This window comes from Spirosoma panaciterrae DSM 21099, assembly GCF_000374025.1.
Taxonomy (GTDB): domain Bacteria; phylum Bacteroidota; class Bacteroidia; order Cytophagales; family Spirosomataceae; genus Spirosoma; species Spirosoma panaciterrae.
On sequence record NZ_KB893176.1, the window covers coordinates 138,356 to 158,241 of the forward strand.

At 50.4% G+C, this 19,886-nt stretch carries 17 protein-coding genes; 5 read left to right on the top strand and 12 right to left on the bottom strand.

Annotated features, from left to right (window positions below):
* Nucleotides 1-66: 66 nt before the first annotated feature.
* Complete coding sequence (locus B153_RS0108060) at nt 67-726, bottom strand: porin family protein (protein WP_020596186.1); 660 nt, start codon at nt 724-726, stop codon at nt 67-69.
* 48 nt (nt 727-774) lie between these two features.
* Nucleotides 775-1,392 (bottom strand): hypothetical protein, encoded by a 618-nt coding sequence (locus B153_RS0108065; protein WP_157634612.1) that lies wholly within the window; start codon nt 1,390-1,392, stop codon nt 775-777.
* Between the two features lie 234 nt (nt 1,393-1,626).
* Between B153_RS0108065 and B153_RS0108070 the strand changes: the two genes are divergently transcribed.
* Complete coding sequence (locus tag B153_RS0108070; protein WP_020596188.1) at nt 1,627-2,823, top strand: DUF4249 domain-containing protein; 1,197 nt, start codon at nt 1,627-1,629, stop codon at nt 2,821-2,823.
* Between the two features lie 109 nt (nt 2,824-2,932).
* On the opposite strand, the gene B153_RS0108075 is transcribed toward B153_RS0108070, so the two are convergent.
* Nucleotides 2,933-3,436, bottom strand: coding sequence for a hypothetical protein (locus B153_RS0108075; RefSeq protein WP_157634613.1), 504 nt, complete (start codon nt 3,434-3,436; stop codon nt 2,933-2,935).
* A 152-nt stretch (nt 3,437-3,588) separates the two neighbouring features.
* On the opposite strand from B153_RS0108075, the gene B153_RS0108085 reads away from it, so the two are divergent.
* Nucleotides 3,589-4,032, top strand: coding sequence for a hypothetical protein (locus tag B153_RS0108085; RefSeq protein WP_020596191.1), 444 nt, complete (start codon nt 3,589-3,591; stop codon nt 4,030-4,032).
* 123 nt (nt 4,033-4,155) lie between these two features.
* On the opposite strand, the gene B153_RS0108090 is transcribed toward B153_RS0108085, so the two are convergent.
* The 8 genes from B153_RS0108090 to B153_RS37615 all read right to left on the bottom strand — a co-directional run bounded on the left by B153_RS0108090 (nt 4,156) and on the right by B153_RS37615 (nt 12,839).
* A complete protein-coding gene (locus B153_RS0108090; protein WP_020596192.1) occupies nt 4,156-5,130 on the bottom strand; it encodes an NHL repeat-containing protein in 975 nt (324 codons plus the stop codon).
* 41 nt (nt 5,131-5,171) lie between these two features.
* Nucleotides 5,172-5,339: a hypothetical protein gene (locus tag B153_RS37610; protein WP_020596193.1), complete on the bottom strand. Its 168-nt coding sequence runs from the start codon at nt 5,337-5,339 to the stop codon at nt 5,172-5,174.
* A gap of 189 nt (nt 5,340-5,528) precedes the next feature.
* A complete protein-coding gene (locus B153_RS0108100; protein WP_040761028.1) occupies nt 5,529-6,824 on the bottom strand; it encodes a nucleoside hydrolase-like domain-containing protein in 1,296 nt (431 codons plus the stop codon).
* A 58-nt stretch (nt 6,825-6,882) separates the two neighbouring features.
* The gene (locus B153_RS0108105) at nt 6,883-7,890 is read right to left on the bottom strand and encodes a pectinesterase family protein (RefSeq protein ID WP_020596195.1); all 1,008 of its coding nucleotides are present in this window, start codon (nt 7,888-7,890) and stop codon (nt 6,883-6,885) included.
* A 203-nt stretch (nt 7,891-8,093) separates the two neighbouring features.
* Nucleotides 8,094-9,470, bottom strand: coding sequence for a DUF3748 domain-containing protein (locus B153_RS0108110; protein WP_020596196.1), 1,377 nt, complete (start codon nt 9,468-9,470; stop codon nt 8,094-8,096).
* Between the two features lie 27 nt (nt 9,471-9,497).
* The gene (locus tag B153_RS0108115; protein WP_020596197.1) at nt 9,498-10,142 is read right to left on the bottom strand and encodes a gluconate 2-dehydrogenase subunit 3 family protein; all 645 of its coding nucleotides are present in this window, start codon (nt 10,140-10,142) and stop codon (nt 9,498-9,500) included.
* Entirely contained in the window at nt 10,139-11,884 is a 1,746-nt protein-coding gene (locus B153_RS0108120) for a GMC family oxidoreductase (RefSeq protein WP_020596198.1), read from the bottom strand. Before B153_RS0108120 ends, B153_RS0108115 begins: the two co-directional genes overlap by 4 nt.
* A gap of 697 nt (nt 11,885-12,581) precedes the next feature.
* A complete protein-coding gene (locus B153_RS37615) occupies nt 12,582-12,839 on the bottom strand; it encodes a hypothetical protein (RefSeq protein WP_040761031.1) in 258 nt (85 codons plus the stop codon).
* Between the two features lie 543 nt (nt 12,840-13,382).
* Between B153_RS37615 and B153_RS34865 the strand changes: the two genes are divergently transcribed.
* Nucleotides 13,383-13,595: a hypothetical protein gene (locus B153_RS34865; RefSeq protein WP_020596199.1), complete on the top strand. Its 213-nt coding sequence runs from the start codon at nt 13,383-13,385 to the stop codon at nt 13,593-13,595.
* Nucleotides 13,596-13,598: 3 nt separating this feature from the next.
* On the opposite strand, the gene B153_RS0108135 is transcribed toward B153_RS34865, so the two are convergent.
* A complete protein-coding gene (locus B153_RS0108135) occupies nt 13,599-14,933 on the bottom strand; it encodes a hypothetical protein (protein ID WP_020596200.1) in 1,335 nt (444 codons plus the stop codon).
* 173 nt (nt 14,934-15,106) lie between these two features.
* Here B153_RS0108135 and B153_RS0108140 point away from each other — a divergent pair, with 173 nt between their 5' ends.
* Entirely contained in the window at nt 15,107-18,154 is a 3,048-nt protein-coding gene (locus B153_RS0108140; protein WP_020596201.1) for a SusC/RagA family TonB-linked outer membrane protein, read from the top strand.
* A 115-nt stretch (nt 18,155-18,269) separates the two neighbouring features.
* Nucleotides 18,270-19,754 (top strand): RagB/SusD family nutrient uptake outer membrane protein, encoded by a 1,485-nt coding sequence (locus B153_RS0108145; protein ID WP_020596202.1) that lies wholly within the window; start codon nt 18,270-18,272, stop codon nt 19,752-19,754.
* Nucleotides 19,755-19,886 lie beyond the last annotated feature (132 nt).

Consider the following 19,886-nt stretch of genomic DNA (forward strand, 5'->3'; position numbering starts at 1 on the left):
CGACCAGAAAGGCTCGCAAAGACGAATTTGGGTATACGACAACGGCTGTTATAACCGCAACGACGCTCAGAATCGGTACATCAACTGGGTTTGTAGACTCAAACTGTATGAATGATAGTAGTCGTATGCCGAATGCGATTCCACGTTATATTGAAGCGTAGGCTGAGCAATCAGGGTCAGGTGCTCCGTAAGATTGTACAACACCCCTACCCCTAGCAAGGGCGTAACCACAACGGGTTTACCAATTTTTATGGGTGTAAATTCCCCATTTCCGCTTAAATCAACATAGCTCGTCCTCCTATAAGCAAAGGTAGCCCCAAACGAAACATAAGGCGAAAGCCGTTTGGTCGACACTTGGTAATTGATCAGTAAAGGCGATTGATAGCTGTTCGAGAACGGATGGCTGTATGTATACCGAATGCTATAGGGGATACCATCCTGTACAACATCCAGTTTACTGCTAACGACATGGGCAGCCCAAATACCTGTCATTATTGACCATTTAGGAGAAAAGGCATACCGGGCCGACAGGCCTAACTGATAACTGAGCCCATTGGATTCCATAATGAACTCTGACGCGGGTGGCTGATTAGGCCCTCCCCCCAGTCTTATTTTTGAGTCATTGTGCCCATATATTGGCGCAAGATGGACCGATACAGCGAATTTTTTTTGTGCGAAAGCGGGCACCAGGCCCACCATAACCAGCAGTAAAGTCAGGGTTTTCATACAGTTGACATAGTAATTGTTGAACGAAGATGAACGCTACTGTACTCGTTAATCAAAAATTCCTCGTGCTTTCAAAACACCTTCTTTTTTTACCTGAAAGAGTTCATTGACATAGGCCCCCATGACACAGATGGCCCTATTATCTTTAATGACAAAATACGGTTCAGGGTACATTTGCTTTATTCTTTCCGCGTCCAGTGTACTCAGATCGAAGGAAATCGGTTTCGCAAATGCAAGCTTTACCGCTTTTACAGCCTTACGGTGGTAGTCGTCAAATTTGTAGGGATCACCACAGCTCGCCCACTTCCCGCTCTTTGTTGGGTACACATCAAAATACTGATATTTCTCATGATAAAGCTGCCCCTTATAATAAGATAAAAACAAAAGAACATACTTAAATTTTGCAAAGGCAGGATCGCCCATGTGGTCATACGCGATAAAATCAATGGTATCTGCCGGATAACGTCCGTACACGGGCTGGATTACTTTGTACCTGGCTTTAAACGCTTCATCGAATGCGATTTGCCCCTCAGCAAGCGTAGGTTTAAATTTCTTCACCTCGATTCGCTCTCCAACGAAAACAAGTAAACTATCGGCCCGTTTTTGAGCGAATGTAGCGTTCACAAGAAGTATAAAGAGACCGCAAAACAGCACCAGTTGTTTCATACAATTGCCCATAGATAATTCCCGATTCCGTTCTGGCTTTAGCCGTCTAGTAAGAAGCTCCGAATCAGTCTGTTATTACTCATCAACAAACCTGCCAGCTACCTAAATTCCCGATAACCTACTGTCGAAACCATAGGGTCCAGTACCCCTGGATATGATCACATCTTACTAATTGCATAGAAAATAGTAGAACACCGAACTCACCGTATTTTACCTATTCTATCCCTCAGATTTATGCGTGCTGTTTGTCTATTTCTATTCATTGGCGTATTGTTGCTGACCTTGCCAACCGCCTGTGTGGATATACTGGAAATTCCCATGAGCCAGCGGGTGAATGTGATTGTGGTTGATGGCACGCTGACCAACCTTAACGAGGATCAAAAAATTCACATTAACCGCGCCAAGTCCGATTCGCTGACTGGCCGTATGGGTAGCTTACCCATCACAGGTGCCCGAGTAGAGGTCGTGGTTGATTCGTCTCAGGTGCTGGTCTTCACCGAAACCGATACGGCCGGAGCCTATCGCTCACCAGCAGGCTTTAAAGCCCAGCCCGGGCACGCTTATCAACTGCGCTTTACACTCAAGAATGGAGCCCAATATCGGTCTACGACTGAAGTCATGAACTCCGTTGCCGCCATCAGCCAGGTGCACGCCCGATTCAACCCCACCAGTTTACCCCTTACACTGACCAACGGCAGCCTTAATCAGTACCGGGGTGCCCATGAATTAAGCATTGATTTCCAGGACCCGGCCGACCAGCACAATTATTACCGCTGGGACTGGCTATTGTGGGAAAAGCAGGAATGGTGCCGCAGTTGTGTGAATAGCGTGTATCTTATTTACAATAGCTTTGTAAACCCGCCAATCCTCTACGAAGACTGCTACGGCGACCGCAACACCGGAGGCTACTTTGTCAACGATTACAATTGCCGCACCCAATGCTGGGAAATTTTGCGCAATTATACGACCAATGTGTTCGATGATGTGTATAGCAATGGTGGGCTGATTCAGGGTCGATCTGTAGCTCAGATTCCATTTTATCAAAAGAATGCCTGTTTGGTCCAGATTCGCCAATCTTCGCTGAGTAAGGAAGCCTACCTGTATTATAGAACCGTTGAGGATCAGACCCAAAATACGGGTGGTGTAGCTGCCGTCGCCCCAACGGCGCTGGTAGGTAATATTCGCAACGTAGCCAATGAGCAGGAAAGCGTGATTGGCTACTTTACGGCTTCAGCAGTAGCGGTAGCGCTGGTCTGGGTTGACCGACAAGATGCAACGGGCCGTCCGCCGGGCTTATTTGAAGCCTTGAATGGTCGCCCACCTTCACAACCTAACAACCGGGGTGGCTACGGCTCTATCGATTATCCGACTGCGCTCTGCGTACCGAGTGATGGCCGTACGCCCAACAAACCCGTTGGCTGGCGCGATTAAGCACTGATGTTCAATGGAGCAGCATAACCCCGACTATCCTGTTCGGTTTGACCAAGACAATAACCAGCCCCACTGTACACGTCCATTCTGCAGATCAGACCATTTGCGATCATCGCCCCGGCTGCGCAACAATAACAACATCCGGCGAAGATGAGTTGAGTGACAGTGAATCCCCGGAGGGAAGAATGCGGAATCCACCACCTACTATGTGTTCGTAAAAAAGTCCTGTAAATCGCCCGACCCTTCCTTCGTAAAAAGTACCTGAGTTGGTTTCTGGAAGGGTAAACTGATAGTCTATATTGGTAAGCTGAACGTTGACTTCTTTGCCGAAAGTAGATTGAACACCCTTGCGCCAGTATACCGTTTTCATAGTGAGCTGGTTTGCCCCGGCAATGGCAAGCTCTACGGTAAAACTACTGACGCCCAACTTATTAATACCAGGCTTGTATCCCGTTGAGCCTGGTTGTAACGAAAATAAGGTATCTCCCGAGTCGATGTAGGCCGTCACGATATACCGACCAGCCGCCCCGGCCGACACCCCGGTAAATTGATCGTCGGGGCGACAGGAGAGCATCCCAACGAGCATCAACAGAAGACCAAGCTTGTTAATCAATTGGAGTATGGATACTTAATGGTGGAAGGTTTTCGTAGATGGGTTATCCAAAACGCCCCCCTTTTTAGCCAGCAATGTATGGTAAAAGCCAATCAACACAAAGCGTCTTTCCTTATTGATAGGCGCACTAAATTAGGCCTAAAAACCGATTAATGAGCGTCTTGGAATGGTTTCTTGAGCCAACGAATCCAGGCCCCGTTGGTAAAGTAGAGGTAAATCCACCAGAACCAGACGACGATGAACCACCCCGAAAATGGCTCATTTGGTTCGCCATTACTCTAGGGTTCGTTTTAGTTGGTATCGGCCTTTATTGGGTATTTAACAATCTGCCTGTATCAGGCATTGAGCCTGTGCTGTTTAAGCTATCCTGGCTGACTATTTATGTCCTGATAAGCCATTTCGTGAAAGTTACGCCTGATTATACCAATGTGGGCTGGTTAGGCGGACTAATAGATAATCCCTTTCGAATATCCGACGATTACAACAGATGGCTTGCCTTGTTTCAAGCGGTCTTACTTCCAGGCAAATTAATGGCGTATAGTCTGGTAATGAGCTGGCTTATAGGTCGCCATATTTATAAAAGGCATAAAAAGTAGTGGTGTTCCCTCAACAACACCCCGTACAAAGTACAAGACACATCTGCCGAGTGGACGGTATTCTGCGACTTAACGAGGTTTACCGAATACTGACATTTACAATGTCCATTACAAGTGAGTCCGTCAGTTCGGTACTAATCGGCCCTGAGCATCTTCTACGTGCAGGCGGGTCAGGTCAAGCCCATCCAGCACCAGTACGCCCTGAATAGATGATTGCTGTTTGGCGTCCTGCTTCCACGACCAGACCAGCTTCCCGGCTGGGGTGTACTCCAGAATCTGCGTACCACTACCGCCCTGATCGGCCCCATGTCCCTGCCAGTTTGCCACTACCCAATTGCCATTTTTCAGGATCTGAAAGCCCGCGAAAAAGTGAGGGTTTACGACGGGTGGGCCGCTGATACTATCGACAAAAGCTCCCTTCTTATCGAACCGCTGAAAATTGGCTGAATAACCGCCACTTACCAGCGTTTGCCCGTTACTGAGTCGCTGCGCCTGCCAGGCATGCTGAGCCTTCTCCTGTTTGGTAAGCTGAGCCTGCCACACAATAGAGCCATCGGGCCTCCCTTCAACTACCCGATCATTGGATGTAATCAGAAAATTTCCATCGACCGTTTCGCGGATAAGCCGGACATAGTTGAAATCAGGATAATTGATGGTTCGCAGCAAGGTCTGATTCTGATCCAGTTCGAGCAGGACGATCCCCTTTTTGCCTTGCCAGTTCAACCCAACCAGCATCACATGCCCATTGCGTAGACGTCGGGCGGCAATGGTCCCGTCGTAGGTTGTTAGCTCAGCGACTTTACTGCCCGTTTTGATGTCGCGCTCTTCATAGCCTTTCCCGGTCCCAAGCATCACTCGCCCCTGCCCAATCAGTTGCAAATCCCGGCCCGCCGGAACCGATACGTAATAGTTTCGGTCGGGGTGAGCCAAATCGATGTAATTCAGTTTGGATAGCCCTTCATCCCGTAACAGCATCTGCCGGGTGGGGTAACTACCAGAGGAAGGTTGTGAAAAACCCTCCAGCCCAACCAATACGAAAAGGGCAGAAAATAAGCGGATAATGCTCCAGTTGCTCATAAGTAGGTTATTGATTCGCATTCGCTAAACTCGTTTAGGGTTAAGGTAGTACGGTTTGAAAATTACTGTTCCTGCACAGGATTCACCTGCCATTGCCGCTCCAGAATCAGGCTATTAAACCCATCTGACTCAGGTGGGGTAACGATCAGATCGACCGTACCGACAGCCGGTTTTCTGTACGTCAGTACAGGCTCCCCCTTCCTGTCGGCATCGACACCAATAACCGGCATTCAGGACGATTTTTAATACATTCCATTCCCCAAATCTGGCCCCCATACCGTCGATACGTAAGGTGTTTCGACCACTGTTGACTTTGGTCGAACTGTCTGGGCAACAGCCGACAGTACACATAGCAAAAACCAGCAAGCTACTGACTAATAGACAGTTCATACGATTAACGATTGTTTTGTGGTTCGGCCCTATAGCAGCCATTTCCATCGGTTAGCCCAATCCAGCAGGACAGCGTTACGCCACTTGCGTACGGTTTTCGCTCCTTGCTGCCGACCGTCAAAAAGGGCTGGGTCTCTCCGGTCGGTAAACCAGTTGGGACCTAATCGAAAATCGTCGGTATCTTGTCTGCCCGGCCAGATGTTGCTGACAACAAATTTCCCTGTCTGTACCGAAAAGCCTGGAATAGTTGAGTTGATGGTGTAGGTTAAGATTTCGGCTTGTTTGGGAACGTACCTGATCGCGTAATGGCCTTTCCCCAGATAGTAACCCGGCCATTTCTGCTCCCCAATCTGCGCCTGAACGGTCATCGTAAAACAGGCAGAATCGGCCGGAATATTGATTTCAGGGCCTTGGATGTGGATTTCCATTATCGAATAAACACCTACTGTATCGGTAAGGGTCGTATTCCGGTTGAAAATCGTCCGGGGGCTGTGGGTGAATTTTTCAAAACTACCTCCCCAGCTTTCCCGGTAAGGGTCATTCGGATCGCCATCCATCACATAGAGCAACGAAGGGGTATCGCCCATTTTAGGATTGCCTTTGTAGTAGTTCTTAAAATCTTTGCCGAGAAAACCAGCTTCGCGGATATAATGGCCGTAGTAGTTTTGGGTATTCAGACTGTCGGGCGCACCTGTATTCGAAAAGAATCCGTTGTAGGAGCCGTTCGCTTCGATGAACCATAGGTTGGGAAAATTTCGGGCAATGTACGCGTAGCTGTTCGCACTCCATTTCTTATTGGGGCCACCAATCCAGTACACCTTGATCTTGCTTTGAATCGATGGATCGTCGTGCAGTGCCTGAGCCACATCGTCCAAACCACCCCAAACCAGTACCCAAAGCGGCTGTTTGCCGGGCTTTTTAGCACACTTGATGATCCAGTCCGACCCTTCGGTAGCCAACGTATACCCTCTGAACGGAGCCGCCCTACGACGACCCTGTTTACAAACAGCCCGCAACGCATCGGGCAACGGATAGCCCTGGCTGTGCTGACGTAGCTTAGGCAGGTCTTTTTCGTAAAGATCGATCATGGTCAGCAGGTTCTGTTTGGTACCGTTCCCGTACGACGGTGACGACACAAGCCCCTCCGTTTCGAATCGATCGCTGTACATCAGGAAGTGCGTCATGGACTGATTATCGTCCGGGTCAGTTCCGCCAATATCCGTGCTGATAAGAATCCGTGGCTTAGTGGGCACAGATTCTTGAGCCCTGAGCGCCAGCGGCACCAATACCAGCCAATAGGCTAAAATCATTTTTTCAATGCTCATTTTCGAAACTGTAGCCCGAAAGCCACCACTAAAAACCCTGCGACTTATTACCCGTTGGCTAAGGCTGCTGGACGTTAGGGAGCCAGGTTGATTGAGCCGAAAAGATGTTGGTCAGCGTATAGGATTTAGCTTCTTTAGCTGATAATTGTTTCGACCATCTAACTCGCTTTGACGAGTTTCCACCAGCGCCCGTGCTACCATATTCGGCGTAGAGAACGGTCTTTTCGTTGGCGGCATTGTCCCAGTTTTCCCAGCCTACGGGCAGGATGTGATCGCCCATATCGGTTCGAATAAAGATCGTTTTGGCATACGGCCGCCACGGCCGACCCAGGTAGACTTTTTTAGCAGCCGGATCGGCCAGTAGTTTACAGTCGAAGAAAACGAAGCCATACTTCTGGTAGTCGGGTGTAGCGGCTGCGGTGATGAATGAATCGGACAGACTTTTGATGGTGCAGGACTGAAAAACGGAGATCGATTTACCGAAGATAAAATCGGTAGTGCCCTCGATATAACAGTTTTCGTAATACTGCCGACTCCCTTCTGCGGCCGCATACAATGTATCCTGATTACCCAGCAGCACGCAGTTTTTGCAAACAAACCGATCCGCATCGACATGTAGCGCCACCGCCTGCCCCACCCGGCCAGCCGTGTTGCGGATGGTCAGATTTTCCAGGATAATATCGGGAGCGTCGACGAGCACTGTATAGGAAGTGTAGGTACTGAATTTGCTGTTGCCCGTTCCATCTTTGCCACCAGGGTACGCCTTCCCCGAATAATCGTCGCCTGTAATAATGACCCCTTCTTTGCTTTCGCCAAGGATGTGAATGTTAGGCTTCCAGGATGGGATAACAAGCTTTTCGGCATACGTACCATTTTTGACATATAGCGTGACGCGCACCTGCATATGATCGCGAAAGCTGTTGACAGCTTCCTGAATGGTTTTGTAATTCCCACTGCCATCCTGCGCAACGGTAAAGGTGATGGAGGTCGTGGGCGATAGCGTAGACTGACCTCTGGCAATCTGTGCACAAGCTATCAGGCAAAAAAATAGAAGCAGTTGTTTCATTTGATACTAAATAGGAAATCTGGCAGGCTCCATACTCGTTGCTCATCCGAGAGCCAATCGCGGACAACAACGTAAACCCAATCAGAGCCCATCTTAACTTCCTCCCTATCGTCAGTAAACCAAAAAAATAGCCTGATGAAAATTCATCAGGCTACTCATGAAAATTGAACCGCACCGTTAACACGAACTCTGCAATGAGCCGATCAGAATCCCGTCAACTGAAACAACTGTAGGTATCGCCCGGCAGTGCTCGACACGTACCGATTGTACACGATCTTATCCCCTTTGTTGGACCATACTACGGCATTGATCGGCCGTTGCTCATCGACCGAACGGGGGGTCAGTCGGTGGTATTTCCCACTCGTTAAATCCGTCAGAAAAATACTGTTGTCCGCCGTATAAGCCACCTGTTTTCCATCGGGACTAAAGTTGAACGTGGTCTGAATCGAAAACGGCTGGTGGGTCAGTTGCCGAATGGGACCTCCGTTGGGCGAAACACCAAAAATCTGGATCAGACCGTCAGCGTCTTTCGCCAGGAAGCCAATGCGTGAGCCGTCGGGCAGGCTACGCAACCAGTGCCGGGGGCCTTCTATACCGTGTTCTGTGAAGGTAATCCGGCGTTGCGTAACCCCTGCGGGTGGATTAGGGCGGGTCGTTGCCGTGCCTTCCAGCGGTTGGCCGGGTTTAGCCCGCGTCAGATCATCCGGCAAGTCAACCACAAACACCTCCGTAACGATCTGATTGGCCTGATTCCGAACATTACCCTGAAAGGCGATGGCCCGTTTTTGCCAGCTCCCATCGGCTTTACGGTAGCCATCCTGACCAATCCAGGTTTCATCAAACGCCCTTTCGATCTCATCACTACCCAACTTAGGCTGCTCGGTCACCTGCGTAATAACGGTGGCGAACCACTCCCCATCAAAACAGTCCGCATTGTTCGGATTGTGAACCTTTACGGGGTGAGCGGGACTCAAAACGCCCACTGTTCGGAGATCTTTTACAGCCGGGTTCGTTTGGGAAAGCCGCTCCATAACCTCATCGTTATAGGTAAAACTGATCCGCTGTCCATCTCCACTCCACTGATGGGCGTGGGTTCCTCCGCGTAAAGCTCCCGGCACGAAAGGCGGAGTCAGGCATCGGGCATCCAGAAAATGGGGTATCTGCGGCTGTTCGACATCCACCAGCACCCCGGTTCGCCGACTCATCGCATACGGGTAACGGGCATCGGCATTGCGGAGTCCATGCAAGAACAGAACCTTTGCTTCATTGGGTGAAAACGTAACCGCACCCGCTCCAGGGCCGTATTCGGTCTGGTTAGGCGTTTGATAGATCAGGCTGGTTTTTCCGGTGCTTACATCAAACAATTCAACGGAGCGGGTCTGGCCTAAACCCGTATCGACATTGCGCGTATCATAAACAATCCAGCGATCATCTGGCGAAAAAACCTGGTTATTATTCAGCGTATGCCCTTTGGCCTCGAAAGTCAGTTGCGTCTCTATCGGCATGGGTTGTTGTTCTCCTGCCAGCAAGAGCCCCAAAAAGGCCAGCCAGCCAGGCATCAGATTTTGAAGCGGTATCATGAACTTGTTCTCTCTGATCTTCGGCTATCAACCCATATCCGCATAGTGTACATCGGGGTCGAAGCTCAGGCCAAACTGGTCCAGTACCTCCTTTGGCGGGCCTGCCCACTGATGGGGAGTATTTCCCATATAACCAAGATCGGCAATCCCAGCCTTACTGGTGAAGTACCCGGCAGCCGTCAGGTTGCGCATACGCGAAAAGAAGGCGACTCCCGGCTTGTGTTCGAGTTTAGCTTTGGCCGGGTAGGCAATATCATCCACTACGGCTATACGCTGGGGTGGCGTACAATCTGTAAAGGCTTTGCCAAAACGCTGTCGGCATTCATGATCCAGCCAGCTCAGTCCTCCGCGAACCGGGGTCTGCATATCGGGCTGGTCTTTCAGCATAAACTCAATAAACTGGGGTACACCCACCTGCGATGCACTCGGCGACCGGGCATCGGCAGGCAGAATGATATCGCACAGCAACGTAACCGTAGCCAGTTCATGAGCCGTCAGGAATTTGGCCGTTTGCAGAGCATTGTCTCTGCGTTGCTCCTCGGGCGACTTTCCGTTCTTAAACTCAGTAATAGCGGGTTTGGGCACAGGGGCCGTTGGAGAAACCTCAGGCGTTGCGGCCGATAGACTCAGGGTAGTGAGAGGAATCGATTTTAGAATGTCCCGGCGGTTCATAAGGATTTCTTTTTGATTTGGTCGATGATGTAGTCCGAAGTGCGCATGGAAGAGGCCAGAATGGTCCAGGTCAGGTTTTTGTCGCCCTGCGACGGAAACGCAGCCGCATCGACGACAAACAGATTTTTCACCTCATGAGCCTGCTGGAATGCATTGAGGGCGGAGGTTTTGGGGTCGTTCCCCATCCGAATGGTACCCGCTTCGTGAATGATCCGCCCCGGCGCTTCCAGCCCGTAGTTTCGGTCGGCACTGGGAGCCGGACTAACCCGCTGCCCGCCCATCGCGTGAAGAATTTCGTCGAAGGTTTGCTGCATATGCCGGGCTTGTTTTATTTCATAATCCGACCACTTATAATTAAACCGCAGCGTAGGAATACCATACTGGTCAACCCGATTTGGGTCGATTTCACAATAGTTGCTTTCCATCGGTACGGGTTCACCCCGGCCCGCCATCGATACAAATGCGCCATAATACCGATGATAGTCCTCTTTTAAACTGGCACCATACCCACCTGCTTCTTTCTTTTTACCACTGGCATCGGCAATGAGCCCATTGTATGCTTCAATACCACTCATAAAACCAGCATCCGGCATACGCATCCCCCCACCGTATTCGATGTGGTACCCACGCGGAAAGTCCAGTTTTTTGTTATCGAGCCACCAGGGCGTATAGATATGACAGCTCTGGGCACCATCTTCATTGTACCGTTTGCGATTCATCAGGGCGGGTATGAATCCAGACATGGAAGCCCCAGTCGAATCATTCAGGTACTTCCCAACTACGCCCGACCCATTGGCAAGCCCCCGCTGAAAACGGGACGATTTTGAATTCAGCAGAAGCCGGGCCGACTGGCAGGTACTGGCGGCCAATACCACCAGTTTACCTTTTACGGTTCGCTCCTGTAAACTGGTCTTATCGACGTACGAAACCCCCGTACACAAGCCACTCTGTGGATCGGTCAGTACCTCACGCGCCATGGCATTGTTGATAAGCGTAAGCTTACCCGTTTTCAACGCTGGAATAACCAACGCCGACGACGATGAAAAATCGGCATAGGCCGAACAGGCCCGACCACATTGGGCGCAATAAAAACAGGTTCCCCGTTCCTGATTGATAGGCTTGGTCAGTACAGCCAGGCGCGAAGGAAATACAGGCACACCGATGCTACGAGCCGCTTTGGTAATCAGCATTTCGTGCAGGCGCGGTTTAGGGGGCGGCAGGAAAAAGCCATCGGGTTCATTGGGCAAGCCGACATTGGTACCAAACACCCCGATGAGTTTATCGACCCGGTCGTAGTAGGGCTTCATGTCGTCGTACCCAATCGGCCAGTCGGCACCAATCCCGGAAAGACTGTAACGCCGGAAATCATCGGGCCCAAAACGTAGCGAAATGCGGCCCCAGTGATTGGTTCGCCCGCCCAGCATCTGTGAGCGAAACCAGTGGAATTCGGTACCCGTTTCGGCCGAGTAGGGCTCTCCATCAATCTGCCATCCGCCCCAGGCAGCGTCGAAATCACCGAATGCCCGAACGGTACTCGCTCCTCGCCGTGGTGATTCGTAAGGCCATTTGAGTTGGGTAATGTACTTCGGATCAGCCGGGTCAAAATAGCCTCCTGCTTCCAGAAGGCAGACGTTGGCACCAGCTTTGGTAAGTTGGTAGGCAGCCATACCCCCACCAGCCCCGGAGCCAATGATGATCACATCATACATGGCTAACTCTTTACCATTCAGGTCACAAGACATAAATACGTATGAATTTTAATTTGGATAACCTTGATTTTATAAGGCGATACTCAATTTGTTGCTCAGTCATACCAACTTTCTCAACGTCAGTCTCTTAAACAGGGGAAAAGCGTTAGCCGTCAGACATCGCTGAAAGCGGCAACGACAATTTGTGTTCGGGGTACTGGTCGTTCCAGAAGGTCTTATAGTATACTACTGCCAGATGGTGTAATCGTACCTTTCTTGTTGTCAAAAAAATAAACCGTTTCAGGAGCGGCCCATCTGGCTGAATACTTTCCGTTTTACAATGGCTTCTGAAAAGTAAGCAGAATGCGCCATGATATACTCGTTTCGCCAGGTTGATCACTACCTAGCCATGAAGAAAAATGATGGCGATCAGAGAGAACTGGTGAGTCGCCCACCAGGAAATACTTACCCATACCAGCGCCGAAAGATACTCCCGCAGGTAAATATGTAGCCTTTTAATAGACTGGCTAACAGGTTACTCGACCGTAAGTTCGGGTATTTTAGCCAGGAAGAGATTTCCTTGATGGAAGGATTTTCGGACGATTTAGCCTGAAAATTTGCCGGACTTTATCGGAAAGGTCGTTTATAGGTAGGCTTCTAACTGCTCGATTCGCACTGTACTCCGGCGTTCCCATGGTTTGAGGAATCTCCCATGAACAATTTTCCCGACGGATTCAATTTTCGGTCGGAACTAGCGACGGAAGGTAGGCCCATTCAATCGTCCGGTTCTGAACCGCTCGCGTACTATCCAGAGCACCTGCCCAATTGGCCCCAACCAAAGGGGGCAGCTAATCCACCACCACGACCAATCCAGAAAGCTACTTATTTTTAAAACAAACAGGCCCAAAAAGGCCGTAAATAAAACGGCATAAGCCGTAATGGTTAAACGAACAGGCGGACGCTCGTCAGGATTCCTCTGATGAAAAAACTGAACATTATCAGTAGACATATAGTTTATGAATATTACAATACGGTAACTTATATAAATATAACGTAGCTTCCTTAATAAGGTTGTGCAACGGGCCTTTGAAAGGCTGAAAATTATTTAACCGAATGCTTTCAACTAACTACTCAAACACACATCGACGATAGCAACCTGGTCCTGCTTTTTGGACCTGGCAACCGAAATCAACTCTGTGTTTGTGCAGATTGTTTTTGGATGGTGTACTTATTTTACCGGATTGGCCCGATAATTTCAGCGGCCGATCGGGGAAAATCTGTATTGAGTATCCCTCAATAGTGTAGAGTTTATTCCCCATCCTCCTCGCATTGCCTATCAAAGCACGAATTCAATAATTGAATTTATTAGCATATATATATTACTCATACGAATCACGAAGGTACTTTTGGTTGAATACGCGTGCCTAACGACCACTACTATTCACTAGATTCCAGTTTTGGCCGATAAATTGCCCCTTTCCCGTGGTGTCACTTTTTCTGACTGACTTATTCATCCAGCCAGCAAACTAAAAATCGTCTTTGATTAACTCTTATGCGACAGCCACAGACCTTGCTACTTTTCGGTATTATTACGTTAACCATCATCGGCTTATTCGTATACTGCGCTGCCTTAATTGATTGGATACAGGATTATCAGACAGGCGTTTATACCAGCAACTTCACCGAAGCCATTTTGGAAACAGCCGCTATTCTGCTCTATACGGTGGGAGGCTTTTTCTTTTTCAGAAGCAAACTGGCTCACTGAGCTTCAGAAATTCCCCTTAAATGGGGTATTGGTTCGTAAATCCGTTAACAGAAACGAATGAATGACGCCAATGCCCGAAAACTGAATCCGAACACCGTAAATATGCCTGAGCGGTTTAGTATATCGAGCCTGGTATACCTTTTTGTTATTAACATAAATCTGAGCCAGTTTATCAACTACCTTTAGCTTGACAACTCCCCCTGTACGAAGGTCGGCCCCTAAAAAACTCAGATCGTCGCGGTGACCATTTTTGTGAATCTCGGAGGTTTGCAAATCGATCCAGTGAACGCAGCCGGGTTTCATCACATCGAACAAGTGCTGCGATGACTCTCCCCAAACCGTTAATCCTACCTGCGAACACCGAACCCCGGCCCGATCCTGCGATGTTGCAATCCGCATCGTCAATTCGAAATTATCACCGTCGATTTCAGTAGGTTGGCTATTGATGAATTCTACAAAAAATGTCCGGTTGGTATCGACACCGGCACGGGCCGCATCCTGAGCACGTACACTGAGCCGTTTATCCGCCAATAAGCCTTTCAGATTGATCGGGTAAACCCGACTCGTATCGTGCATCATGTTTGCCGTTGCGGTCCATCCTTTCGTCTGTAAATAAACGGTGGCGGAATCGACGGCCTGGCCATCGTGCTGGAGAACGGCAAAATAGCGGCCCGGTCGTTCGTAGTAATGGGTGTACACGCTATCGGTGGCATTGGTCTGCTCCCGCTTTCCATCGCCATATAGAATGGTAAACGATTCGTCGGGAGCCGACTTCTGACGTCGGAGTTCGAAAACAGCCGAATGCGGGTTTTCGCCCAGTGGATTCCGACATACCAACGAAACGGACGCCTGCTGCTCGGTGGCAGGGCGAATCCAAAAAAACAACCCAACTAATACAGCCATCCCTGCCAGCACCGGCCATAGCCACTTCCTGCCTGTTTGCTGATCTGCACTTACAACCTGTGGTTTCGGACCGATAGGGGGTGTTTCTGGCTCAGCCACAATTAGCTTAGGCTCAGTCTGTCGTTCGGTCCACTCCTGTACCTGTACGAAATGCTCCCAGTTGCGGTGGCCCAGATAGATGGCCAGGGCATCGCGGGTCGCCTTTTGCGGATAGTAGCGCGCGTCGGTTTTGATCTTGCCAAAAATCCGTTTCAGTGTATTGGGACTTATTCGTACGCGGGTTTTCCGGAAAAGAACCTGACTCAGATTAATATAATCGCCGTTTGTCCACTTTTCCCGGTCGGGTTTACCAAACACTTCGCCAACTCGCTGACAACAAACTTCTATCAGATAGAACGTTTCGGCCTTACCATGTTGTCCATTCTCCGTAATCATAAGCACTAATAGGCTATCATTCAGTCGGTTAGCTTATCCATAATTTCGATCATGGAAATGGTCATGCTCCGTTTATACTCCCCTTATAGTACAAATTTACCTTTGCATACTCGCATTTCACCCCGCCTTTCTGGCGGAACGATTGGCATAAAAACTATAAATATCTGAATATTATGCGACAAAAACTTTTACTGTACTGCGTTGTTTTCTGGGGCTGGTTTTCGCCCCTGCTGGCGCAGCCTAACCCACCCTCCAGCCAAGCAAACGACCGAACCGTTTCGGGCACCATTACCGACGAAAAAGGCAGCACCTTACCGGGGGTCAGCGTCATTCTTAAAGGCACCCAGCGTGGAACCGTTACGGATGGCAAAGGTACATTTCAGCTCGCAGTTCCCACAAAAAGCGCGGTGCTGGTCATTAGCTTTGTGGGTTACCTGAGTCAGGAATTGGCTGTGGGAAGCCGAACGACCATCAACGTTCAACTGGCCCCCGATACCAAAGCGCTGGAAGAAGTGGTTGTGGTTGGCTACGGTACACAACGCAAAATTGAAACTACGGGTGCTATTGCCTCCGTGAAGGCCGCCGATCTGTTGCAAACCCCCATAGCCAACGTAGCACAGGGGTTACAGGCACGGGTAGCCGGTGTTCAGATCACGCAGAATTCCGGTGCGCCGGGAGGTAATGTCAGCGTACGGATTCGGGGCACCAACTCGATCAATGGGAGTTCAGAACCGCTGTATGTCATCGACGGAATCCAGATTTCCAACAGTGGTGGCATCACGGACGTCAGCCCGCTTTCGCAAATCAACCCGAACGATATTGAGTCGATTGAAGTGCTCAAGGATGCGTCGTCGACGGCTATTTACGGAGCGCGGGCGGCTAATGGCGTGGTGCTGATTACGACCAAACGGGGGAAAGACGGAGCTACACGCGTCAGCTACGATGGCTACGGCGGAGTGCAACAGGTCAATAAAACCATCGACGTACTGAACGCCCAGCAGTTTGCACAACTCGAAAATGAAGTCTATAAGCGATCCATCTACGCCGATCCGTCCAGTCTCGGTCAGGGCACCAACTGGCAAGACCTGATTTTCCGAAAAGCACCCATGCAAAGTCATCAGCTTTCGGTATCGGGCGGTAATCAGAAAACGCAGCTGGCGCTGTCGCTGAACTACTTCAATCAGGATGGGATCATCAAAAACTCCAACTTCACCCGCTACTCGTTTCGCTCCAACATCGACCATCGGCTCAGCGACCGGGTTAAGATTGGGACCAGCCTGTATTATGGCTATTCGGTCAACAAAGGGCTGAGTGTAGGCGGCACCGGCTCCGACGTTACCAGCAGCCGGGCCGGAGTGCTGGGTGCTGCCGTAGCAGCTCCTCCCACGCTGACGCCCTACCGTCCCGATGGCAGTGTGTTTCCGTTTCAGGATCAGATGAATGGGCAATATCAGGAGGTGACCAACCCGCTGAATTTTATTACGCCCATCAACCGCCAAACGACCCAACGAATTCTGGCCAATGTGTACGTCGACTTTACGCTATTCAAAGGGTTCACGTATCGGCCTAGTTTCAATGCCGACCTGGGCAATAGCTTAGCTGAAGCCTACTCACCTTTGTCGTTGTTAAGTCAGTCGCAACTGGCATCGGGTGGCGGTAGCGCCAGTAATGTAAGCGGATATAGCCGTACCCTCCTGCACGAAAGCATTTTTACCTATCGCACTCGAATTGCCGAACATCATACGCTCACGGCTACGGCGGTACTGGCTACGCAAGCCAATGTCAACCAGAGCTATACGCAAACGGCATCGAACTTCCCGAACGATGTTACGGAAAACAACTCAGTCGGGCTGGCCGTCAATCAGCGAATCAGCAGCGATAAGAGCAAATCCCGGCTGGACTCGTATCTGGGACGTATCAATTATGGCTATAAGGACAAATATTTTCTCGACCTGACCGCCCGCGCCGATGGCTCGAGCAAATTTGGTGAGAATAATAAGTACGGTTTCTTCCCAGCCGTAGCGGGTGCCTGGCGGATCATCGAAGAGCCGTTTATGAAATCGGTTCCCGTGGTTTCGGATTTGAAACTACGCGGAAGCTGGGGCATCACCGGAAACGCCGGGGCTATCGACCCCTACCAATCATTGGCAACGGTCAGCGCATCGGGGCTCAACTACAATTACAACCACGTTCCGGTTACGGGTATCAACCCAAGTGCTATTCCGAACCCCGACCTGAAATGGGAACGCTCCACGCAGGTCGACATTGGGGTAGATGTCAGTTTGTTCCGCAACCGCCTGTCGCTGGTGGCTGACTATTACAACAAACGCACCGACAACCTGCTGTTTCAGAAAGTGTTGCCTATGTCGTCGGGCTATACGGCGCTGACGGGCAATTTCGGGTCGATTCAGAATAAAGGTCTGGAACTGGCCGTTAACGGGCGCATTCTGCCCGGTGGTGGCCGAGGGCTCCAATGGGATGCATCGGCCAATATCACCTTCAATAAGAACGAAGTGCTGGCTCTCGACGGCGTTATCGACGAACTGCCCCGCTCGGCCTTTGCCCTGCTTAAAGTCGGTTATCCGATGGGTCTCTATCGAACGTATGTATTCGACGGCATCAGCCAGACTGGCGAGACGATTTTATCGGGGTACGACGGGCGCGTGGGTGGCCACAAACTCAAAGACCTCAACGGCGATGGCACCATCACGGCCGCCGACCAGGCGATTGCCGGAAATGCCCAGCCAAAGTACATTTTTGGCTTCTCGTCATCATTTCGTTATCGCGGTTTCGACCTGAATCTGTTTGTGCAGGGTGTGCAGGGCAATAAGCTCATGAACCTGTTCCGCTACACCTTCGAAACGGCGCTGGGTCAGCAAAACGTCTTGGCGGGTCTGGTGAATCGCTGGTCACCCACGAATCCGAGCAACGAATACGCCAGTGGTTTTCAGGGCGGTCGATTACCGCTGTCGGACCGGTACATAGAGGACGCGTCGTTTGTCCGGCTGAAGAATATTTCACTGGGATACACGCTTCCCAAGATCAAAGGCATCAGCCAGATACGCGTGTATGTCAGTGCCAACAATGCGCTCACGATCACGAACTACAGCGGTTTCGATCCCGAGGTCAACAACTTCGGCAATGCCACCACGCAATTTATCGACAACGGTACATACCCCATTGCCCGGTCGTATCTGGGTGGATTACAGGTCACTTTTTAAAGAGCGAAAGAGTGAATGAGTGAAAGAGCGAATGGCTGACGCTTTCACAATACTTCTATCACTCATTCACCTTTTCGCTCTTTCACTCTTTCACTCTTTCACTCTTTTGTCTCCCATGAAAAAAACACTCCTGCTGCTGATGGCGTTGTCGGGCCTGACGGTTTCGTGCAGCAAACTGGATGAGTCGGTGTATTCGTCCATTTTTACGACAAACTTTTATAAAACCGCGTCGGATGCCGAAGCCGGTATTGCGTCGGCTGCGGGTTCGCTCATTAATCTCTACGGGTTTCCGCTGGTGGCCGTTTCGGATTTTGCCGCCGACCAGGCGTATCCGCGTGCGGTGGTTGGTCGAAATACCATTACGCTCTTCACCTACGACCCTTATTTCACAGCGCAGCGCAATTCGGGTCGGCATGAGACCGAAGGACCGCAGGGCGTTTGGCGATTCAGTTATAAAGGCATCGAGAATGCGAACTGGATTATCGAAAAAGTACCCGCTATTCAGATGGACGCCCAGCGCCGAACCGAAATTGTAGCCGAAGCTTATGCCCTGCGGGGATTGTATCACTGGACACTGGCCAAGACGTTCAACGAAGTACCGATCAAGACGAAAGCCAGCACCAGCGAAACCGAAGCCCTCGTTCCGAAAAGCCCCAAAGCGGACATCTACAAACAGATTTACGCCGATCTGGATCAGGCCATTGCCGGACTACCCTCTTATTCGACGAGTCTGGTGAAAGGCCGCCCGTCGAAGGAAGCCATTCAGGGCCTATACGCCAAAGTAGCGCTCTACAACGAAGACTGGGCAAAGGCGTTGCAACTGGCGCAGGCTACGATCAGTTCGGGTAAATACTCGCTCATGCCAAACATACTGGACGTGTTCGATGTCGATAAAGAAGATGCCGCCCGCGTCGAGAATATGTGGGCTGTAGAAGCCGACCGGGTAACCCCCAGCCGCTGGCTGACGGTGATGGGCATTGCCGGCCCTAAAAACAGTAGCGGCCCCGATTATGCCAAGGTATCGTATGGCTCCTGGTTCGCCTATCAGGCATTCTTCAACTCTTTCGATCCAAAAGACAAACGTCGTCAATTGCTCGACACGACGTACCGCGATGTATCGGGCGCGATTGTCCGTCAGAAAGATGTTACGCCCATCACACCCAAAGGGGTACTGATCCGCAAATACCGTGATCCCAATTCGATTGGGGAAGCGAATAACTGCAACTTTCCGATTATTCGCCTGGCCGATGTATACCTGATTGCTGCCGAAGCCGAAGCCCGGCTAAACGGCCCGACTGCGCTTGCCTATGGCTATATCAACACCATTCGCAAACGGGCCGGACTGAGCGAACTGACACCGGGCCTGAGTAAAGATGCGTTTCTTGATGCGGTGCTTCAGGAACGTTCGTGGGAGCTGTTTGCCGAAGCCGACCGCTGGTTCGACCTAACGCGCACCAATACCTTCCTGACGGTGATTCCGAAAGCGGTCAACGATGTGTACCCGACGCGTACGCCACAGGCAAAACACCGCTATTACCCTATTCCGCTGGAAGAAATCCAGGCCAATCCAAAACTTACACAAAGTCCCGGCTGGGAATAACTTTTTGACAGGATTAACAGGATTGAAATAAACTTGAAGCGGTTTAAACTTTTCTGCTCAAGCCAGAAACAGGTGCGTTTTTGTCATGCTGACGAAGGAAGCATCTTCGGTAGTCAGCTAAATGGTCATCTC

Coding starts and splice junctions, on each gene's coding strand:
- B153_RS0108145 (WP_020596202.1), top strand. CDS start 18,270: ATGAAAAAAACACTCCTGCTGCTGATGGCGTTGTCGGGCCTGACGGTT.
- B153_RS0108085 (WP_020596191.1), top strand. CDS start 3,589: ATGAGCGTCTTGGAATGGTTTCTTGAGCCAACGAATCCAGGCCCCGTT.
- B153_RS0108140 (WP_020596201.1), top strand. CDS start 15,107: ATGCGACAAAAACTTTTACTGTACTGCGTTGTTTTCTGGGGCTGGTTT.
- B153_RS0108110 (WP_020596196.1), bottom strand. CDS start 9,470: ATGATACCGCTTCAAAATCTGATGCCTGGCTGGCTGGCCTTTTTGGGG.
- B153_RS0108100 (WP_040761028.1), bottom strand. CDS start 6,824: ATGAGCATTGAAAAAATGATTTTAGCCTATTGGCTGGTATTGGTGCCG.
- B153_RS0108120 (WP_020596198.1), bottom strand. CDS start 11,884: ATGTCTTGTGACCTGAATGGTAAAGAGTTAGCCATGTATGATGTGATC.
- B153_RS0108090 (WP_020596192.1), bottom strand. CDS start 5,130: ATGCGAATCAATAACCTACTTATGAGCAACTGGAGCATTATCCGCTTA.
- B153_RS37610 (WP_020596193.1), bottom strand. CDS start 5,339: ATGCCGGTTATTGGTGTCGATGCCGACAGGAAGGGGGAGCCTGTACTG.
- B153_RS0108115 (WP_020596197.1), bottom strand. CDS start 10,142: ATGAACCGCCGGGACATTCTAAAATCGATTCCTCTCACTACCCTGAGT.
- B153_RS0108135 (WP_020596200.1), bottom strand. CDS start 14,933: ATGATTACGGAGAATGGACAACATGGTAAGGCCGAAACGTTCTATCTG.
- B153_RS0108060 (WP_020596186.1), bottom strand. CDS start 726: ATGAAAACCCTGACTTTACTGCTGGTTATGGTGGGCCTGGTGCCCGCT.
- B153_RS0108070 (WP_020596188.1), top strand. CDS start 1,627: ATGCGTGCTGTTTGTCTATTTCTATTCATTGGCGTATTGTTGCTGACC.
- B153_RS0108065 (WP_157634612.1), bottom strand. CDS start 1,392: ATGAAACAACTGGTGCTGTTTTGCGGTCTCTTTATACTTCTTGTGAAC.
- B153_RS37615 (WP_040761031.1), bottom strand. CDS start 12,839: ATGTCTACTGATAATGTTCAGTTTTTTCATCAGAGGAATCCTGACGAG.
- B153_RS0108105 (WP_020596195.1), bottom strand. CDS start 7,890: ATGAAACAACTGCTTCTATTTTTTTGCCTGATAGCTTGTGCACAGATT.
- B153_RS34865 (WP_020596199.1), top strand. CDS start 13,383: ATGCGACAGCCACAGACCTTGCTACTTTTCGGTATTATTACGTTAACC.